This is a genomic window from Halobellus rarus (assembly GCF_024494595.1).
Taxonomy (GTDB): Archaea; Halobacteriota; Halobacteria; order Halobacteriales; family Haloferacaceae; genus Haloquadratum; species Haloquadratum rarum.
Genome location: NZ_JANHDI010000001.1, coordinates 86,383 through 104,163 on the forward strand (window position 1 = coordinate 86,383; position 17,781 = coordinate 104,163).

17 protein-coding genes are annotated in these 17,781 nt (G+C 68.7%); 12 read left to right on the top strand and 5 right to left on the bottom strand.

Annotation, left to right across the window (positions count from 1 at the left end):
• The first annotated feature begins 11 nt into the window (after positions 1-11).
• The gene (locus NO876_RS00435) at positions 12-1,226 is read left to right on the top strand and encodes an argininosuccinate synthase (RefSeq protein WP_256419708.1); all 1,215 of its coding nucleotides are present in this window, start codon (positions 12-14) and stop codon (positions 1,224-1,226) included.
• Positions 1,227-1,229: 3 nt separating this feature from the next.
• On the top strand, positions 1,230-2,711 hold the full coding sequence (gene argH, locus NO876_RS00440; protein WP_256419709.1) for an argininosuccinate lyase: 1,482 nt from the start codon (positions 1,230-1,232) through the stop codon (positions 2,709-2,711).
• Here the strand turns inward: argH and NO876_RS00445 are convergent.
• Positions 2,702-2,842: a hypothetical protein gene (locus tag NO876_RS00445; RefSeq protein WP_256419710.1), complete on the bottom strand. Its 141-nt coding sequence runs from the start codon at positions 2,840-2,842 to the stop codon at positions 2,702-2,704. The two genes, argH and NO876_RS00445, sit on opposite strands and share 10 nt — an antisense overlap.
• Positions 2,843-2,957: 115 nt before the next feature.
• Between NO876_RS00445 and lysW the strand changes: the two genes are divergently transcribed.
• The 7 genes from lysW to argF all read left to right on the top strand — a co-directional run bounded on the left by lysW (position 2,958) and on the right by argF (position 9,439).
• Positions 2,958-3,137, top strand: a complete 180-nt coding sequence (lysW, locus tag NO876_RS00450; RefSeq protein WP_256419711.1) for a lysine biosynthesis protein LysW — start codon at positions 2,958-2,960, stop codon at positions 3,135-3,137.
• 1 nt (position 3,138) lies between these two features.
• Complete coding sequence (gene lysX / locus NO876_RS00455; RefSeq protein ID WP_256419712.1) at positions 3,139-4,011, top strand: lysine biosynthesis protein LysX; 873 nt, start codon at positions 3,139-3,141, stop codon at positions 4,009-4,011.
• Positions 4,008-5,078, top strand: a complete 1,071-nt coding sequence (gene argC, locus NO876_RS00460; RefSeq protein ID WP_256419713.1) for an N-acetyl-gamma-glutamyl-phosphate reductase — start codon at positions 4,008-4,010, stop codon at positions 5,076-5,078. The genes lysX and argC overlap by 4 nt, the downstream gene beginning before the upstream one ends.
• 35 nt (positions 5,079-5,113) lie before the next feature.
• Positions 5,114-6,184, top strand: a complete 1,071-nt coding sequence (locus tag NO876_RS00465) for an acetylglutamate/acetylaminoadipate kinase (protein ID WP_256419714.1) — start codon at positions 5,114-5,116, stop codon at positions 6,182-6,184.
• Complete coding sequence (locus NO876_RS00470) at positions 6,181-7,320, top strand: aspartate aminotransferase family protein (RefSeq protein WP_256419715.1); 1,140 nt, start codon at positions 6,181-6,183, stop codon at positions 7,318-7,320. Before NO876_RS00465 ends, NO876_RS00470 begins: the two co-directional genes overlap by 4 nt.
• A 140-nt stretch (positions 7,321-7,460) precedes the next feature.
• Positions 7,461-8,534: a [LysW]-lysine hydrolase gene (locus NO876_RS00475; RefSeq protein ID WP_256420227.1), complete on the top strand. Its 1,074-nt coding sequence runs from the start codon at positions 7,461-7,463 to the stop codon at positions 8,532-8,534.
• 5 nt (positions 8,535-8,539) lie between these two features.
• The gene (gene argF, locus NO876_RS00480; protein ID WP_256419716.1) at positions 8,540-9,439 is read left to right on the top strand and encodes an ornithine carbamoyltransferase; all 900 of its coding nucleotides are present in this window, start codon (positions 8,540-8,542) and stop codon (positions 9,437-9,439) included.
• Between the two features lie 108 nt (positions 9,440-9,547).
• Here argF and NO876_RS00485 read toward each other — a convergent pair whose 3' ends face one another.
• Together NO876_RS00485 and NO876_RS00490 are read right to left on the bottom strand one after the other, a co-directional pair.
• Positions 9,548-11,740: a M61 metallopeptidase family protein gene (locus NO876_RS00485; protein ID WP_256419717.1), complete on the bottom strand. Its 2,193-nt coding sequence runs from the start codon at positions 11,738-11,740 to the stop codon at positions 9,548-9,550.
• A 153-nt stretch (positions 11,741-11,893) separates the two neighbouring features.
• Positions 11,894-12,370 (bottom strand): DUF6789 family protein, encoded by a 477-nt coding sequence (locus tag NO876_RS00490; RefSeq protein ID WP_256419718.1) that lies wholly within the window; start codon positions 12,368-12,370, stop codon positions 11,894-11,896.
• Positions 12,371-12,533: 163 nt separating this feature from the next.
• Here NO876_RS00490 and NO876_RS00495 point away from each other — a divergent pair, with 163 nt between their 5' ends.
• Positions 12,534-14,711: an ATP-dependent DNA helicase gene (locus NO876_RS00495; protein ID WP_345780721.1), complete on the top strand. Its 2,178-nt coding sequence runs from the start codon at positions 12,534-12,536 to the stop codon at positions 14,709-14,711.
• A 77-nt stretch (positions 14,712-14,788) separates the two neighbouring features.
• On the top strand, positions 14,789-16,159 hold the full coding sequence (locus NO876_RS00500; RefSeq protein WP_256419719.1) for a cytochrome P450: 1,371 nt from the start codon (positions 14,789-14,791) through the stop codon (positions 16,157-16,159).
• Between the two features lie 53 nt (positions 16,160-16,212).
• Here NO876_RS00500 and NO876_RS00505 read toward each other — a convergent pair whose 3' ends face one another.
• Positions 16,213-16,731, bottom strand: a complete 519-nt coding sequence (locus NO876_RS00505) for a 2'-5' RNA ligase family protein (RefSeq protein ID WP_256419720.1) — start codon at positions 16,729-16,731, stop codon at positions 16,213-16,215.
• A gap of 86 nt (positions 16,732-16,817) precedes the next feature.
• Here NO876_RS00505 and NO876_RS00510 point away from each other — a divergent pair, with 86 nt between their 5' ends.
• Positions 16,818-17,438, top strand: a complete 621-nt coding sequence (locus tag NO876_RS00510) for a hypothetical protein (RefSeq protein ID WP_256419721.1) — start codon at positions 16,818-16,820, stop codon at positions 17,436-17,438.
• 33 nt (positions 17,439-17,471) lie between these two features.
• Here the strand turns inward: NO876_RS00510 and NO876_RS00515 are convergent, their stop codons facing one another.
• Complete coding sequence (locus NO876_RS00515) at positions 17,472-17,672, bottom strand: DUF7554 family protein (protein ID WP_256419722.1); 201 nt, start codon at positions 17,670-17,672, stop codon at positions 17,472-17,474.
• Positions 17,673-17,781 lie beyond the last annotated feature (109 nt).

The window sequence follows — 17,781 nt, forward strand, 5'->3', positions numbered from 1 at the left end:
TCGGAGATATAATGACAAGCGTGGCACTCGCGTTCTCGGGCGGCCTCGACACCACAGTCTGCGTCTCGCTCCTGCAGGAGGAGTACGGGTACGACGAAGTCGTCGGCGTGACCGTCGACGTGGGCCAGCCCGAGTCCGAGTTCGAGGAGGCACAGGAGACCGCCGACGCGCACGGCCTCGACCTGCACGTCGTCGACGCGAAAGCGGAGTTCGCAGACCTCTGTTTCGACTCCGTCCGCGCGAACGCGACCTACCAGGGCTACCCGCTCGGCACGGCGCTGGCCCGTCCGGTGATCGCGAACGCGATTCTCGAAGTGGCCGAAGAAGAGGGCTGCGACGCGCTCGCACACGGCTGCACCGGCAAGGGCAACGACCAGCTCCGTTTCGAGGTCGTCTGGCGCGCCTCCGACCTCGACGTGATCGCGCCCGTCCGCGAACTGGAACTCACCCGCGAGTGGGAACAACAGTACGCCGAGGAGCACGATCTTCCAGTTCAGTCGGGCAACTCCGGCGTCTGGTCGATCGACACGAACCTCTGGAGCCGTTCCGTCGAGGGCGGACAGCTGGAAGACCCCAACTACGTGCCTCCGGAGGACATCTACGAGTGGACCGACGACCCCGCCAACGCCACCGAGACCGAGTTGGTCGAGATCACCTTCGAGGACGGCTATCCCGTCGCGCTCGACGGTGAGGACCTCTCTCCCTCCGAACTGATCGAGGCGCTGAACGAGCAAGCCGGAAAGCACGGCGTCGGCCGCACGGATATGATGGAAGACCGGATGCTCGGGCTGAAGGTCCGCGAGAACTACGAGCACCCGGCGGCGACGACCCTTCTGACCGCCCACGAGGCCCTCGAGCAGCTCGTCCTCACGAAGGACGAGCGCGACTTCAAGCGCTCGATCGACGCCGAGTGGGCCCAGAAGGGCTACGAGGGCCTCGTCGACCACCCGCTCGTCGACGCGCTCGAAGGGTTCATCGACGAGACGCAGTCCCGCGTCACCGGCACGGTGACGATCAAGTTCCAGGGCGGACAGGCCCGTCCGGTCGCCCGCGACTCGGAGTACGCCGCCTACTCCGAGGACGCCGCCTCGTTCAACACCTCCGGCGTCGGCGACATCACCCAGCAGGACGCGACGGGCGTCGCGAAGTACCACGGCTTCCAGTCGCGCCTCGCGAACGCCGCCATCGACGCCGCCGAGGACGACGACGAAGGCGACTGGGAGTAGACGATGACGGGCGAGGGCACTGATCACGGCGAGGAGCGTTCGGGCGTCGTCCGCCGCGACCGCTTCAGCGGCGGTCCCGCGCGCGGGTTTATGTCCAGCCTCGCCGCCGACGAGCGGATCTTCGAAGCCGATCTCGCGGTCGACCGCGCGCACGTAGTGATGCTCGCTGAGCAGGACGTCGTCAGCGACGAGGTCGCGGGCGACATCCTCGCCGCGCTCGACGATGTCGAGTCGGCGGGTCACGCGGCGCTCCCCGAGGGCGAGGACGTCCACGAGGCCATCGAGACGGCCGTCGTCGAGCGCGTCGGCCCCGACGGCGGAAAGATGCACACCGCCCGCAGCAGAAACGACGAGGTCGCGACCTGCATCCGCTACCGCCTGCGCGAGGACCTTCTCGACTCCATCGAGGCGACGGTCGCGCTGCGTGAGGCGCTCGCCGAGGTCGCTACCGAGCACGTCGACACCGTGATGCCCGGCTACACGCACCTCCAGCCCGCCCAGCCCACGACAGTCGCGCACTTTCTACTCTCCTACGAGTCGGCGGTCGCCCGCGACACCGCGCGCCTCTTCGACGCCTACGACCGGACGAACCGCTCGCCGCTCGGCGCGGCGGCCTTCGCCGGGACGCCGTTCGACATCGACAGAGCGCGGACGGCCGAGCTACTCGGATTCGAGGGGACCGTCGCGAACTCGATGGACGCCGCCGCGGGGAGAGACTTCCTCGCGGAGTCGACGGCGGCGCTCGCGACGCACGCGACGACGCTCTCGGGCCTCGCCGAGGACCTCGTGATCTTCGCGAACAAGGGCTACGTCGACCTCGCCGACGAGTACTCATCGACGTCGTCGATCATGCCGCAGAAGGTGAATCCGGACACGTTAGAGCTCGTCCGCGCGGTCGCGGGCGACGCCGTCGGCGGGCTCACCGGCCTCCTGACGACGCTGAAGGGCCTTCCGCGCGCGTACAACCGCGACCTCCAGCGCGCGACCCCGCACGCCTGGGAGACGGTCGACGCGGTGTCGGAGGCGACGGCCGTCGTCGCCGGCGCGGTCGCCAGCGCGGAGTGGCCCGCCGAGACGCTCGAAGCGGCGTCGGGCGAGGGCTTCTCGACGGCGACTGGCGTCGCGGACGCGCTCGCGATGGCCGGCGTCCCGTTCCGCACCGCCCACGAGGTGCTCGCGGCGGCCGCGGAGCGCGCAGACGGCGAGACGCCCGACATCGAAACACTTGACGCGGTCGCAGGCGACGTGCTCGGCGAGTCCCTCTTCACCTACGTGAGCCGCGACCGCGTCGAGGCCGCACTCGATCCCGTCGCGAGCGTCGCGAGCCGCGATTCCGCCGGCGGCCCCGCCCCCGAGGCCGTGGCCGCCCAGGTCGACGACGCCGAAGCGGGGATCGACGCCGACGCGACGGCCCTCGGCGACCGCCGCGACGCGCTGGACGCCGCCGCGGAGACGCTCGCATCGGAGGTCGACGACTATGTGTGAACGCCGAGATTGGGCGATCCCCGGGCCGCACCTGCGACGTCGACGGTCGTCGCTCCGGCGTCGGCGAGCGCATCTCCGACGTCGGCCGCGACGGTCCCCTCCCGGGGACGATAACATATGAAATCAGACATCGATTTCACACGGGCGGACTGATCGACTGTTTTACGCCGTTAGTGGTTTCGCCCATCAGTTAATTTATCCGACAACTTCGATGGGTTTAAGTCGCTTCCTCGCCCACCCACGGATATGGCAGCAACCATCACCGCGGAAGACCCGCTGACCGGAGAGGAGATCGAGATCCCCGCCGACGTCGAGGTCGGCGAAATCGTCGACAGCCCCGCGACCGGCGCGGAGCTGGAGGTCGTCTCGGTCGACCCGCTCACACTCGAAGAGGCCCCGGAGCTCGAAGAGGACTGGGGCGAATAAGATGCACGTTGGGCTGCTCTACTCCCGGATCCGGAAGGACGAGAAGCTCCTCCTCACGGAGCTTCGCGAGCGCGGACACGAGGTGGAGAAGATCGATGTCCGGAAAGAGCAGTTCAACATCGCCGAACCGCCGAAGTCGATCGAGGGCGTCGACCTCGTCGTCGACCGCTGTCTGGCGACGAGCCGAAGCCTCTACACGACGCAGTTTTTAGACGCCTACGACGTCCCCGTCGTCAACAGCGCCGAGACCGCGGACGTCTGCGCCGACAAGGTGAAGAACAGCCTCGCGCTCGAACGCGCGGGCGTTCCGACGCCGAACACGGAGGTCGCCTTCACCACCGACTCGGCGATGGAGACCATCGAGGAGTTCGGGTACCCCTGCGTCCTGAAGCCCGTCGTGGGCTCGTGGGGACGCCTGATGGCGAAGGTCGAGACCCCCTCGGCCGCCGAGGCCATCCTCGAACACAAGGCGACGCTGGGGCACTACCAGCACAAGGTGTTCTACGTCCAGGAGTTCGTCGAGAAACCCGGCCGCGACATCCGCGTCCTGGCCGTCGACGGCGACCCGATCGCCGCGATGACGCGCTCCTCCGATCACTGGCTGACCAACGCCGCGAAGGGCGGCGAGGTGAACGCGTTCGACCTCGACGACCGCGCGAGAGAGCTCGTCGCCGCCGCCTCCGACGCCGTCGGCGGCGGACTGCTCGGCGTCGACCTGATGGAGACCGGATCGGATTACACCGTCCACGAGGTCAACCACACCGTCGAGTTCAAGGCGCTGAACGACGCCGTCGACGTCGACGTCCCCGCGGAGGTAGTCGACTGGCTGGAATCGAAAGCCGAACAAGCGGCGGGCACGGAAGCGACGGTATGAGTGCTTCCCACACGGATGCCGGCGACGACGCGGCCTACACGGCCGCCGTCGTCGGCGGCTCCGGTTTCACCGGCGGCGAGCTCCTCCGCCTCCTGTATCAGCACCCGGCGTTCGACGTCCTGCAGGCGACGAGTCGCTCGAAGGAGCGCAAGACCGTCGGGCACGTCCACCCGAACCTCCGCGAGATGGACCTGCGGTTCACGTCCCCCGAAGATCTCGAATCCGTCGACGTCCTCTTTGCGGCGACGCCGCACGGCGTCTCGATGGAGCACATCGACGAGTTCCAGGACGCGGCGGACACGGTCGTCGACCTCTCGGCTGACTTTCGCCTCGACTCGGAGGAACAGTACGACGAGTGGTACGACGGCCACGTGTGCTCCGAGTACCTGGAGAAATCGGAGTACGCCCTGCCGGAGATCAACCGCGACAATCTTCCCGGCGCGGACCTGATCGCCTCCGGCGGCTGCAACGCCACCGCGACGATCCTCGGGCTGAAGCCGCTCTTCGACGCCGGAATCCTCGATGGCGACGAGCAGGCGGTCGTCGACGTGAAGGTCGGCTCCTCGGAGGGCGGCGCGGGCGGCGGCGACGCCTCCAGCCACCCGGAGCGTTCGGGCATCGTCCGCCCGTACGCTCCGACGGGTCACCGTCACGAGGCCGAGATCGAGCAGTTCCTCGGGCTCTCGGTCTCCTTTACCGTCCACGCGGTCGATATGACTCGCGGCGCGAGCGCGACCTGTCACCTCTTCCCGAACGCGCCCGTCTCGAAAGGCGACCTCTGGACGGCCTACCGCGACGCCTACGCCGACGAGCCGTTCATGCGGACCGTCGCCGGCGGTGGCGGCGTCTACCGCTACCCCGAACCGAAGGCGGTCGCCGGGACCAACTTCGGCGAAGTCGGCTTCGAGGTCGATCCGGGCAATCGCCGGCTGGTCGTCTTCTCGGCGATCGACAACATGATGAAGGGATCGGCCGGCCAGGCCGTCCACGCCGCGAACGTCGCGCTCGGGATCGAGGAGACCGCCGGCCTGGAGTTCGCCGGCCTCCACCCCGTCGGCGCGCCGTGACGACCACCGATTCTCACGTACCACGAAGGACACGTATGACCACCGAACCCACCACACACGACGACACACGCGACGCCCGCCAGACGCAGCAGTTCGAGACCGAGGCGGCGCGACAGCTTCGCGCCGACGGCGGTCGACCCGCGACGGACGCCGATAGCGGCGTCGCTGCCGAGCGCGTCGTCACTGACGGCGGCGACGCGTCGCTCCCACCAGTCGTCGTGAAGGTCGGCGGCGCACGCGCGGTCGATCCCGCCGGTGCGGTCGCGGACGTCGCGGCGCTCGTCGACCAGGGACGGAACGTCGTCGTCGTCCACGGCGGCTCGACTGCCGTCGACGACACGCTCGAAGAGTTGGGTGAGGAACCGACCTACGTCGAGACGCCCGGCGGCGTCGTCGGGCGCTTCACCGACGAGCGTACGATGGAGGTGTTCTCGATGGTGATGCCTGGAAAATTGAATACCGACCTCACCGTCACCCTCCGCAACGCCGACGTCGACGCGCTCGGCCTCTCCGGCGTCGACGGCGGCCTCCTGACCGGGCCGCGCAAGTCGGCCGTCCGGGTGATCGAGGACGGTAAAAAGAAGATCAAGCGCGGCGACCACTCGGGGAAGATCACCGACGTGAACGGCGCGCTGCTGGAGACGCTGCTCGCCGATGGGTACACTCCCGTCGTGACCGTCCCGATGCTCGCCGACGACGGCGTCGCGGTCAACGCCGACGCCGACCGCGCCGCGGCGGCCGTCGCCGGCGCGCTCGGCGCGGAACTGGTCGTCCTCACGGACGTCGCCGGCGTCTACGCCGATCCCGACGACGCGTCGACGCTGATCGAGTCGGTGTCGACGCCCGACGAATTTGACAATTTGAAAAACGCCGCGGAAGGGTTTATGACGAAGAAAGTGATGGCGGCAAAGGAAGCGCTCGACGGCGGCGCGGTGAAAGTCGTTGTCGCCGACGCGAACGCCGACGATCCGATCCTGTCGGCGCTCGACGGCGACGGGACGCACATCGACGCGAGCGCGGTCGCCGATCCCGAGGGCGGAAGTGACGCCGACAGCGACGCCGACGGCGACGACAACGACGCCGACGAGACGGAGGTGGCACAATGAGCGGCGGATTCGTCTTCTCGGAGAAACCCATCCAGATCGAATCGGGCGAGGGGGCGTATCTCTACGGCGAAGACGGCACGGAGTACCTCGACTTCGGGGCCTCGTACGCCGTCGCCTCGCTCGGCCACTCCCACCCCGCCGTGACCGAGGCGGTCCAGGAGCAGGCCGAGAAGCTGACGTACGTCCAGGCGTCGTATCCGGTCGACGTCCGAACCGAATTATACGGGAAACTGGCGACGCTCGCGCCGGGCGACGTCGACAACGTCTGGCTCTGTAACTCCGGGACTGAGGCCAACGAGGCGGCGATGAAGTTCGCCCGCTCCGCGACGGGGCGCTCGAAGATCGTCGCGACCAAGCGCGGCTTCCACGGCCGGACGCTGGGGTCGCTGGCGATGACCTGGAAGGACAAGTACAAGGAGCCGTTCGAGCCGCTGGCCGGCGGCGTCGAGTTCGTCCCCTACGGGGATGGCGAGGCGCTCGCCGAGGCCGTCGACGAGGAGACGGCCGCCCTGTTCTTAGAGCCGATCCAGGGCGAGGGCGGCATCCACCCCGCCTCCGCGGAGTACCTCCGCCACGCTCGCGAAGTGACCGAAGACGCGGGCGCGGCGCTCGTCTTCGACGAGATCCAGACCGGCGTCGGGCGCACGGGCGACCTGTGGGCCTGCGAGGGCGTCGGCGTCGAACCCGACATCCTCACCTCCGCGAAGGGCATCGCGAACGGCCTGCCGCTGGGCGCGACCCTGGTGGCCGACTGGATCGCGGAGAACCCCGGCGACCACGGGTCGACCTTCTCCGGCGGCCCCGTGGTCTGCGCCGCGGCCAACGCCACGCTCGACACGGTCGTCGAGGAAGACGTTCCGGGTCACGCCGCCCAGATCGGCGAGTACCTCCGGAGCGAACTGGAGGCGGCGACCGACGAACACGACCTGCCCGTCCGCGAGGTGCGCGGCGTCGGCCTGATGATCGGTATTCAGGTGAAGCGCGGCGCGAACCGCGTGCTGAAGAACCTCGCGCTCTCCGAGCAGGTGCTGGCGCTGCCGGCCGGCCGGACGGTCGTCCGCCTGCTCCCGCCGCTCGTGATCGACGAGTCGCACGCCGACCAGTTCGTCGACTCCTTCGTGGAGGTGCTCGGATGAGCATCGAACTCGACCCCGAGGAGACGGTCGACCCAGAGGAGACCGACGAGCCGCCGGCCGAGGACGCGCCGACGGATCCCGACGCGATGTACGCCGACTTCGACGCCGACGGGACCTCCGAACTCCTCCGCGACGGCGGGATGGCCTTCGCGACCGAACACGAGGTCTTCGACGTCCAGGACGGGCTCACGGACGGATTGACCGAGGCACAGACCTTGCTCGCGGACCTGGTCTCGATTCCCTCGCCGTCCGGGGAGGAAACCGCGGCTGCAGAGCGTCTGAAGGCCTTCTTCGAGGAACACGACCGCGAGGTGTGGATCGACGAGGTCGGCAACGTCCGCGCGCCCGCGGACGACTCGGTCCTCTTGACTTCCCACATCGACACCGTCCCCGGCGACGTCCCGGTGAAGGTCGAGAACGGCGTGCTGTGGGGTCGCGGGAGCGTCGACGCGACCGGTCCCTTGGCAGCGATGGCCGTCGCGGCCGTCGAGACCGGCGTCTCCTTCGTCGGCGTCGTCCAGGAGGAGACCAGTTCCCGCGGGTCGTGGCACCTCGTCGAGGACCGCGACCCGCCCGAGGCGGTCATCAACGGCGAGCCCTCGGGCTGGGACGGGATCACCCTCGGCTACCGCGGCTTCCTCTCGGGGACGTACGTCTCGACGAGCGAACTCGGCCACTCCTCGCGCCCGGAGGACAACGCCATCCAGTCGGCCGTGAACTGGTGGTCGAGCGTCGCGGACTTCTTCGACGAGGACGAGTCCGACGGCGTCTTCGACACCGTGACGACGAAGCCGGTCCGCTTCGACGGCGGCCCCACGGAGGACGGCCTCGCCGTCGAGGCGACCGTCGACGTGCAGTTCCGCGTCCCGCCGAAGTTCACCATCGACGACATCAGGGAGGTCGCCGAGGGCGAACTCACCCGCGGCGGCGTCCACTGGGAGAAGCCGATCCCGCCCGTGATGACGAGTCCGCGCACGGCGGTCGCCCGCGCGTTCCGCGTCGCGATTCGGCAGGCCGGCGGCGAGCCGAGACTGCTCAGGAAGACGGGCACCAGCGATATGAACATCTTCGCCGGCACGTGGGACTGCCCGATGGCGACCTACGGCCCCGGCGACTCGGACCTGGATCACGCGCCGAACGAACACCTCGACCTCGCGGAGTACGACAGCTCGATCGACGTGCTCGTCGACGTCTGCGAGCGCCTGCAGGAGTGAGAGAGATGCTCGAAACCGACCACTTCCTCGACATCGACGACCTGACGACCGACGAACTGGAGACCGTCATCGACCGCGCCGCGGCGATCAAGGCCGGCGAGGACGACGTCACACTGCCCGATCAGACGCTCGGGATGCTCTTCGAGAAGCCGAGCACCCGCACCCGGATCTCGTTCGAGACCGGGATGACACAGCTCGGCGGCCACGCCATCTTCCTCGGTCCCGACGACATCCAACTCGGTCACGGCGAACCGCTCTCTGACACCTCCCGCGTCCTCTCGCGGTACGTCGACGCCGTGATGGCGCGGCTGTTCGACCACGAGGACCTCGTCGAGATCGCCGAGTACTCCGACGTCCCGGTGGTCAACGGCCTCACCGACGACGCCCACCCCTGTCAGACGCTCGCCGACCTGCTGACCATCGAGGAGGCCTTCGGCGGGTTCGACGACGTGGAGGTCGCCTGGGTTGGCGACGGCAACAACGTCGGCCAGTCGTTCGTGATCGGCGCGGCGATGGTCGGCCTGGACCTGACGGTCTCGACGCCCGAGGACTACGGGATGGACGACGACGTACTCGAACAGGCCGCAGACCTCGGCCACGAGCCGACGATCGTCGACGACCCGAAAGACGCCGTCGACGACGCGGACGTCGTCTACACCGACGTCTGGATCTCGATGGGTCAGGAGGACCAGCGCCACGAGAAACTGGCGGCCTTCGACGGCTACCAGGTGAACGAGCGCCTGCTCGCCGATTCCGACGCGCAGGTGATGCACTGTCTGCCCGCCCACCGCGGCGAGGAGATCACCGACGACGTGCTCGAATCGGACCGCGCGCTCGTCTGGGATCAGGCCGAGAACCGCCTGCACGCCCAGAAGGGACTGCTCGTCGAACTGCTCGACGCGTAGGCGTCGACCGCGTTTCGTTCCCGTCTCGTTTTCCCTCTCTTCCACCTCGGCACGACCGTTGTCGTGCCGCCTCGGCCCCAGAGCCGCCCGTCGCCTCGCTGCCCGATCTCATTCGGCACGGTTGCGTCGAACGACCGCCGCGACGCCGAGCGCGACGACCCCGACGACGGCGACGACGGGGCCGAACCCGGGCGTGCCGGTATCCGTCTGTTCGCCGCCGTCGCCAGCGTTCCCGGCAGGAACCGTGACGACGGCCGTCTCCGAGGACGCGTTTCCGAGACCGAACACGTACGTTCCGGGCTCTTCGAGTCGAACCGCGGTCGTGACTGTCGCGTCTGCGCCGGCGTCGAGTCGGACGGTCCGCGTCTCGAACGGTTCGCCGTCTCGGGCAAACGCGAGGGCTACCTCGCCGGGGTAGTCGGCGTCGTTGCGCACGTTCGCGGATAGTTCCACCCACTCGCCGGCCGACAGGTCCGTTCTGTTCGCCGAAAAGCTACTCACCTGCGCCGGCGCCGGCTCTCTGACTGACACCCGGAGCGTCGCGTCGCCGACGGAGACGACGCGCTCACCGGGACTGTCGAACGCGTGCTCGAACGTCAGCGTCGTCGACTCCTCGGGAGCGAGCTGGCCGGTCCGCGTCGTCAGCGGCTCGTCGTCGACGCGGAGGGTGGCCTCGTAATCGCCGTCGTTCCCGCCGAAGTTAGTCGCGACGACGTCGACCCCGAGCCGTTCGCCCGGGACGAGTACGACCGGTCGCTCCGATCCCAGCGAGCGGTTGCGGTACGGGCCGCCGACGCGCACGGCGTCGCCCCCGCTCGGTATCGCGTAGGTGATCCGTGCGGGGTCCGGGAGGTCGCCGAACGCCTCGCGGTGCTCGTCGACACTCCACGCGGTCGGTCGGGTCGTCGTCTTCGTGTACCGGTCGCTCGCTCGGGCGACCGAGTCACCGCCCGTGACCGACAGATACGACCGGACGTCGGACGCCGCGACGACATCGCCCTTCGCGTTCATCCGTCGGAAGGGTTCCTGCAGCGACGCGTCGCCGCCGGTCGAGAGCCTGATCTGTCGATCCAGTTCGCCGGCCACGAGCGCGCCGACGTGGTAGTTCGCGTTGCGCTGCCAGGTGTCCGGTTCGGTCAGAACCGACCCGCCGTAGTCGCGTTCACCGAGCGCCAGGCGCGCGCGGAACTCGGGGTAGGTGATCCGCTCCTGTTCGAGCGTCAAGAGCGCGGCGTAGTAGACGGCGCTGGCCTCGGTGAACCAGCGGCTGTCCTCGGCGGCCGTGTACGCCTGACGGCTGTGGACGTACTCGTGGAGCCAGACGTTGTTCGCCTCGTCGAGGCGCTCGACGTCCCGAACCCACATATCCGAACCCCCGGTATGGAGGCCGCGGACGCCCCATTCGATCCCCTCTGGCGTCGGCGCGGCGACGAGGAACACCGTCTCGTCGCGGTCCCCGACTCGCAGCCGGTCCGAGGCCGCCGAGAGCGATGCGAACAGCTCCTCGGGCGACTCCTCGAGGTCGGCCGCGTCGGGGACGATCAGCCGGAACTCCTGGCCGTGTGCCGTGTGCGTGTACTCCTCGTGGGGGCCGAGGTAGGCCACCGTGCCGCCGGTCGCCCCCTCGTCCGTCGTCATCGACCGCTCGAAGCCGACGGACTCGGTTCCGACCCACCCCCAACTGTGGGACGTCGCGGGTGCGGAGACGAGCGCCCACTCGCCGACGTCGACGAAGGTCAGCCGCCCGGGAGCGCCGATGGGCCCGGTCTGGTCGACGGTGCGATTCGCCGGCGTCCGGTACTCGATCCGGGGATTCGACGTCGCACCGTCCCACTCGTAGGTGCGGTCCTCGCGTCGATCGAACCCGGTCGTCGAGACGATCGTCGACTCCGCCGGCAGCGTCACCTCCAGCCGACGGAGCCCCTCCGGTAGCCGATACCGGTGGGCGACGCCGTAGACCCCCGGCCGCTCGGGCACGAGCCGCAGGTGTTGGGTGAGTTCGACGTTCGATCCGCCGCTGGCGGTCGCGGTCGACTGCGCCGCGTTCGCCGCCACCGTCGAGGACGCGATCGAACCCGTCGCGTTCGTCGTCGCTATCGAGGACGTGACGTCCGCCGCTGTCGCGTTCGCCGCCGTATCCTCCACCGCCGTCGCGTTCGCCGTAGCGCTCTCCACCGCCGTCGCGTTCGCGACGTCATCGCTCCCGACGTCGGTCGCCGCTGCGGTCGGAGCCGCGAGCGCTCCGAACCCGACGACGAGGACGCCGGCGATCAAAAGTAGCCGCGTCGCCCCCCGACCCATAGGAGGGCCGACGGAAGTGGTCGGTATTATACTGTCGGCCGCGCGCCCCAGTCACCTCCCCTGTCAGCCTCTCTCGTCTCCCCTGTCAGCGCCCCAGTCACCTCCCCTGTCAGCCTCTCTCGTCTCCCCTGTCAGCGTCCCTCGTCTCCCCTGTCAGAGTCTCTCGTCTAAGCGTCCCTGGAGACCGGCGTAGACGACGCCGAGGACAGCGCCGTAGACCACGTGGCCGACGAGGCTCATCACGTTCACGTTCGGCAGGGGCGGGTTCGCCGGCGAGCCGACGACCGAGAGCCAGACCGGCATCACGAGGACGGCGAGGACGACCCACAGGACCACGCCGTACCCGACGCCCAAGGCCAGACTTCTCACTGGCGTCAGATCGGCCTGCGTCGAGGCGAGCGCGGCGAACACCACGCCGAGTACCGCGCTGTGGGCGACGTGGACGGTGATCCCCGCGGCCCCGCCCGAGAGGAAGTACATCGAGGGGATCGCCACTTCGATGACCGGGCGCATCTGCATCACCATCAGCGCGCCCATCACGAGGCCGGCGATGACACCGCCGACGACGCCGTACTGCCACGCGTTCTCTTCTATCTGTGCTGTCGTCGTCGTGCTCGTTTCGGTCGCCATACTAGAGAGAGACCGCGCCCTCCCGAATAACGGCATCTCGGCGGCGCGATCCGGACGCACGAGGCCGGTAGAACTATGCGTGATGGTAACGTTCCTATCTAGGTTACGATCGGACGCTCCGACCGTCCGAGGCTTTTAATTCGAGGAGGGCGGAGAGACCACCGTGTCGACGACCGGCGAGTACGAGCGGTTCTTCCCCTACGAGGAGCCGTATCCGAACCAGCGCTCGGCGATGGCGGAGATCGCCGAGGCGCTAGACGACCAGCGGGACGTCCTCCTCGAAGGAGCCCCGGGGACCGGAAAGACGCTCTCGGCGCTCGTCCCGGCGCTCGAGTACGCCCAGCGGACGGACAAGACGGTGGTCATCACCACCAACGTCCACCAGCAGATGCGCCAGTTCGTCGCCGACGCCCGCGCGATCACCCGCGAGGAGCCCGTCCGGGCGGTCGTGTTCAAGGGTAAGTCCTCGATGTGTCACATCGACGTCGAATACCAGGAGTGTCAGACGCTGCGCGATACGACCCGAACGCTCGTCGAGAAGGAGGAGGAGCGCGCCGAACTCACCGAGCGGGCGGAGGCGCTCTTAGATCGGATTCGCGAGGGCGCGGAGGGGGCCGGCGAGGCCCGAAGCGCGGTGACAGACGAACTCGACGACGTCGAGTCCGAGCTCGAAGAGCTCCGCGACGGCAACGTCTGCGAGCACTACTACAACAACCTCGCGGGCGACAACGACGAGTTCTTCGAGTGGCTCTTCGCGGACGTCAGGACGCCCGAAGAGATCTACGAGTACGCCGAGGAACGTCGGCTCTGCGGCTACGAACTCCTCAAGGAGGGGATGGAGGCGGTCGACCTCGTCGTCTGCAACTATCACCACCTGCTGGACCCCAACATCCGCGAGCAGTTCTTCCGGTGGCTGGGGCGGGAACCGGAGGACGTCGTGACCGTCTTCGACGAGGCCCACAACATCGAGTCGGCCGCCCGCGACCACGCGAGCCGGGCGCTCACCGAGAACACCCTCGAGGAGGCGCTCTCGGAGCTGGAGGACGCCGACGACTCGCGCGCGGAGCCCGCCGAGAACGTCCTCTCGGCGTTCCTGGGCGCGCTGCGGGCGACGTACGACGAGGCGCTGGGGTTCGGCGAGCGCGAACAGGTCGGCGACGACTGGCACGACCTCTCGATCGCCAACCCCGACCGCCGGGACGACCTGACGCTCGCCTTCCTGGACCGCTACGAGGGCCGCGGCATCGACGCGGAGGTCGACCTCGCGCTCCAGCTCGGTCGGACGCTCGATCGGGAGTACGAGGAGGCGTACCGCGAGGGCGAGGCGACGACTCGGACGGAGTGCCAGACGCTGCAGGCGGCACAGTTCGTCGCGGCGTGGATGGCCGACGGCGGCGACCTCGGACAGCACCCGCTGTGTTCGGTGCGGCGCGACTCCGGGACCGACGAGGTGTACGGGCGCGCGGAACTGTACACCTGTATCCCGCGAGAAGTGACCGAGACGCTGTTCGAGGAGGTCCACGCGAGCATCCTGATGTCGGCGACGCTGCGCCCGTTCGACGTCCTGGAGGACGTCCTCGGCGTCGACGACCCGGCCACGATGGCCTACGGACTGGAGTACCCCGAGGACCGCCGGCGAACCCTCGCCGTGGAAGCGCCGGCGCTTTTCAGTTCCGATCGCGCGGACCCCGACACCCAGTCGGCGATCGCGGACGTGCTGGCGGACGCGGCGCGCTTCACGCCCGGGAACGCGCTCCTGTTCTTCCCCTCCTACGCCGAGGCCGAGCGGTACCACGACCGTCTCCGGGGCCGGTCCGACGTAGAAAGTCAGCTCCTGCTCGACGGCTCGGACGTCGACACGGAGTCCCTCCGGCAATCGTTCGTCGACGGCGACGACGCGACGCTCTTCACCTCGCTGTGGGGGACGCTCGCGGAGGGCGTGAGCTTCGACGGCGACGACGCCCGGACCGTGGCGGTCGTCGGCGTGCCGTACCCGCACCTCTCGGAGCGATTAGAGGCGATCCAGGACGCCTACGACCGCGCGTACGACGACCGGGACGGCGCGGGCTGGCGCTACGCGGTGGAGATTCCGACGATTCGGAAGACCCGGCAGGCGCTCGGTCGCGTCATCCGCGCGCCAGACGACTTCGGGGTTCGACTGCTCGTCGACAAGCGCTACACCCAGAAGAGCGTCGAGATGGGGAAATACGGCGTCCGCGAGAGCTTCCCCCGCGAAGAGCGGATCGAACTCGTCGACGTCGCGCCACATAAACTGAAGTTCTCGATGCTGAACTTCTACGCCGACCTCGACGCCTACGAGGGATCGCCGCCGCGGCCGTAGCGGGGCCGGCTGCTCGCGGACCCGCCCGGGTCGAAACGGCCGAACGGCTCATACGCCTCCAGTCCAACTACTCTTCGATGCGTACGAAGCCACCCGGTCCCGCGGGCGTACCCCTGTTCGGGAACAGCCGCCAGTACGCGCGCGATCCCTTCACGTTCCTCGCGAGCGTCGAGGCCGCCTACGGCGACGTCGTCCGGTTCGACCTCGGCCCGCTGGAGACGTACCTGCTCACCAACCCGGCGGACATCGAGCGGGTCCTCGTCGCCGACGACGCCACGTACCGGAAGCCCGACTTCCAGGACGACGCCATCGGAACGCTGCTCGGCGACGGCCTGCTGCTCAGCGAGGGCGAGACGTGGCGAAAACAGCGGCAACTCGCCCAGCCGGCCTTCGCCCCCAAGCGGATCTCGTCGATGGACGAGCTGATCGCCCGCCACGCGCGCGAGATGGTCGACGAGTGGGACGCCGGCGACCTGCGCGACGTAAACCTCGATATGGCGCGCGTGACGGTTCGTATTATCGTCGAAGCGATGTTCGGGTCGCGACTCACAGACGAGCAGACGCGGACGATCCAGGAGCACCTCGAACCGCTCGGCCAGCGCTTCGAGCCGGATCCGATGCGGTTTCTCGTCCCCGACTGGGCCCCGACGCGGGAGAACCGCGCGTACCGCGATTCCGTTCGGACGCTCGAAGGCGTCATCGACGACATCGTCGCCGAACGTCGCGGGACCGAGGACGATCCCGCGGTCGACCCGGCCGCCGGCTCCGCCGACGGGGACGAACCGATGGACCTGCTGTCGATCCTGCTGCGAGCGCAGCGCCGCGGCGAGCAGACCGACGCGCAGCTCCGCGACGAACTGATGACGATGCTGCTCGCCGGCCACGACACCACGGCGCTGACGCTGACGTACACGTGGTACCTCCTCTCGGAGCACCCGTCGGCCGAGGCCCGGGTCCAGGCCGAAGTCGACGAGGTCTGCGGGGGCGCGCCCCCGACCGCGGCCGACGCGCGCGACCTCGACTACCTCGAACGGGTGATACAGGAGGCGATGCGGCTGTATCCCCCGGTGTACGTGGTCTTCCGCGAACCGAAGGTCGACGTGCGACTGGGCGGCTACCGGATCCCGCACGGCTCGGCCGTGATGCTCTCGCAGTGGGCCACCCACCGCTCCGAACGGTGGTACGACGATCCCGAGGCGTTCGATCCCGACCGGTGGCTTCCCGAGCGCCGGGCGGACCGCCCCCGGTTCGCGTACTTCCCGTTCGGCGGCGGCCCGCGCCACTGTATCGGCAAGCACCTGTCGCTGCTGGAGGCGAAACTCATCGTCGCGACCGTCGCACAGGAGTACGAACTCGACGCCGCCCGAAGCGGGCCGCTCGACCTCCGCGGATCGCTGACGATGCACCCCGAGGAACCGGTCTCGATGCGGGTCCGCCCGCGCTCGTAGTGGCGCCGTTCGCGACGACGCCTCGGTCACAGCGGGCTTCCGACGACGCCTCGTCACAACGGAATCCGCGCGGTGTCCTCGCGGTACCGCGAGTCCCTGATCCGGAGCTCCTCGGTCGTCCACTCGACCGGCTCGATACGCGTTCGATCGATCAAGTCGATGGCGTCCGCGATCCGCCCGCCGCGGGCGAGCGTCACGTGCGGATCGTACTCGTCGCCTTCCAACCCTTCGACCGTCCCGAACGACTCGCACAGGCGGCGGTGAAGTGCGTACAAATCGTCGCTCTCGACGACGAGATAGACCACCGGTCCGGGGCCGCGCGGCGGCGTCTCGAAGTAGTCGAGGCCGGTCACCCGCAGATCGAGGCTTTTGGCACCGTGGCTCCGCAACAGGGGTCGGAGTCGCTCGCGGAGTCGCGGCAGCGAGTCGGCGTCGTCGTCGAGCGCGGTGTCGAAGCGCTTCGCCAAGAGCGAGTGGCGCTCGCGGATCCGCTCGAAGCGCGTGAGCTCCGGGTGGAGCTCCGAGGCGAGCCGCGCGACCTGTCCCGGAACGGGGACGTTCAGACTGAACACGCTCCGGAATGGGTTTTCAGCGGGCAAGAAGCCGTCGGGAGCCGATTCCCCGTGAGCGTTATTGCCGGTGGGCGTGATTCGCGGGTATGTTCGGTCGTCTCTCGGCCTCTCGAGGGGAACTGCTCCCGACGTCCCGACGGGCGGTGCTCTCGGGACTGGCGGGCACGTCGACGGTCGGGTTGTTGGCGGGCTGTAGCGGGCGATCCGACGGAAACGGTGGTGACGACGAGTCGACATCGACCGAGCGCGACGACGGCGGTGCGTCGACAACCGCCCCGAGCGACGGGGATGACGGCGGATCGACCCCGAACGGATCCGATTCCCCCTCGGAGCCGGAGCTCGACCTCCGGGAGGCGAACGTCGTCGACGTGGCGTTCGACGGCGACGGGGGAAGCTACACCTTCGACGTGGCGCTGCACCACGACGACGACGGCGAGGACGGCTACGCGAACTGGTGGCAGATAGAGCGACTCGACGGGACGCGGCTCGGACGACGCGAGCTACTTCACGCCCACTCCCGGCAGCCGTTCACCCGCTCCGATACCGTCGAGATTCCGTCGGACGTCACCTGCGTCGTCGTCCGGGGACACGATCAGACGCACGGCTACGGCGGACGGACGATGGTCGTGAACCTGTCGTCGAGCGCGACGCGGGCAGTCGAGCAGGGCTCAGATCGAAAGTCCGTCGACCGGAGCGACTGTCCGTAGCGCGCCCTCGGAGAACCGCGGGGAACTCGCGGTTCAGATCCGGTCCAGCAGCCACAGGACGATCAGCACAATAATAACTAAGCCCACGAGTGGGCCGGCGAAGCTGAAAATGAATCCGAACGCGGCGTCTAAGATTTCGAGGACGAGCAGGATGACAACGAGCACCAGGACGATCTTCAGCAGGTCCTCGACCTCCAGCGCCGCGCGGTCGGTACCGGGACTCGGTAAACGCATACCACATCCCTGACCGGCCACCATCAAGTGCCTTCGGGTGGCCGATTGCCGGGGGCTGACCGCCGAGAAACGCTATCTCGGCCGTCTTCGACGCTCGCTCGCCGGGACA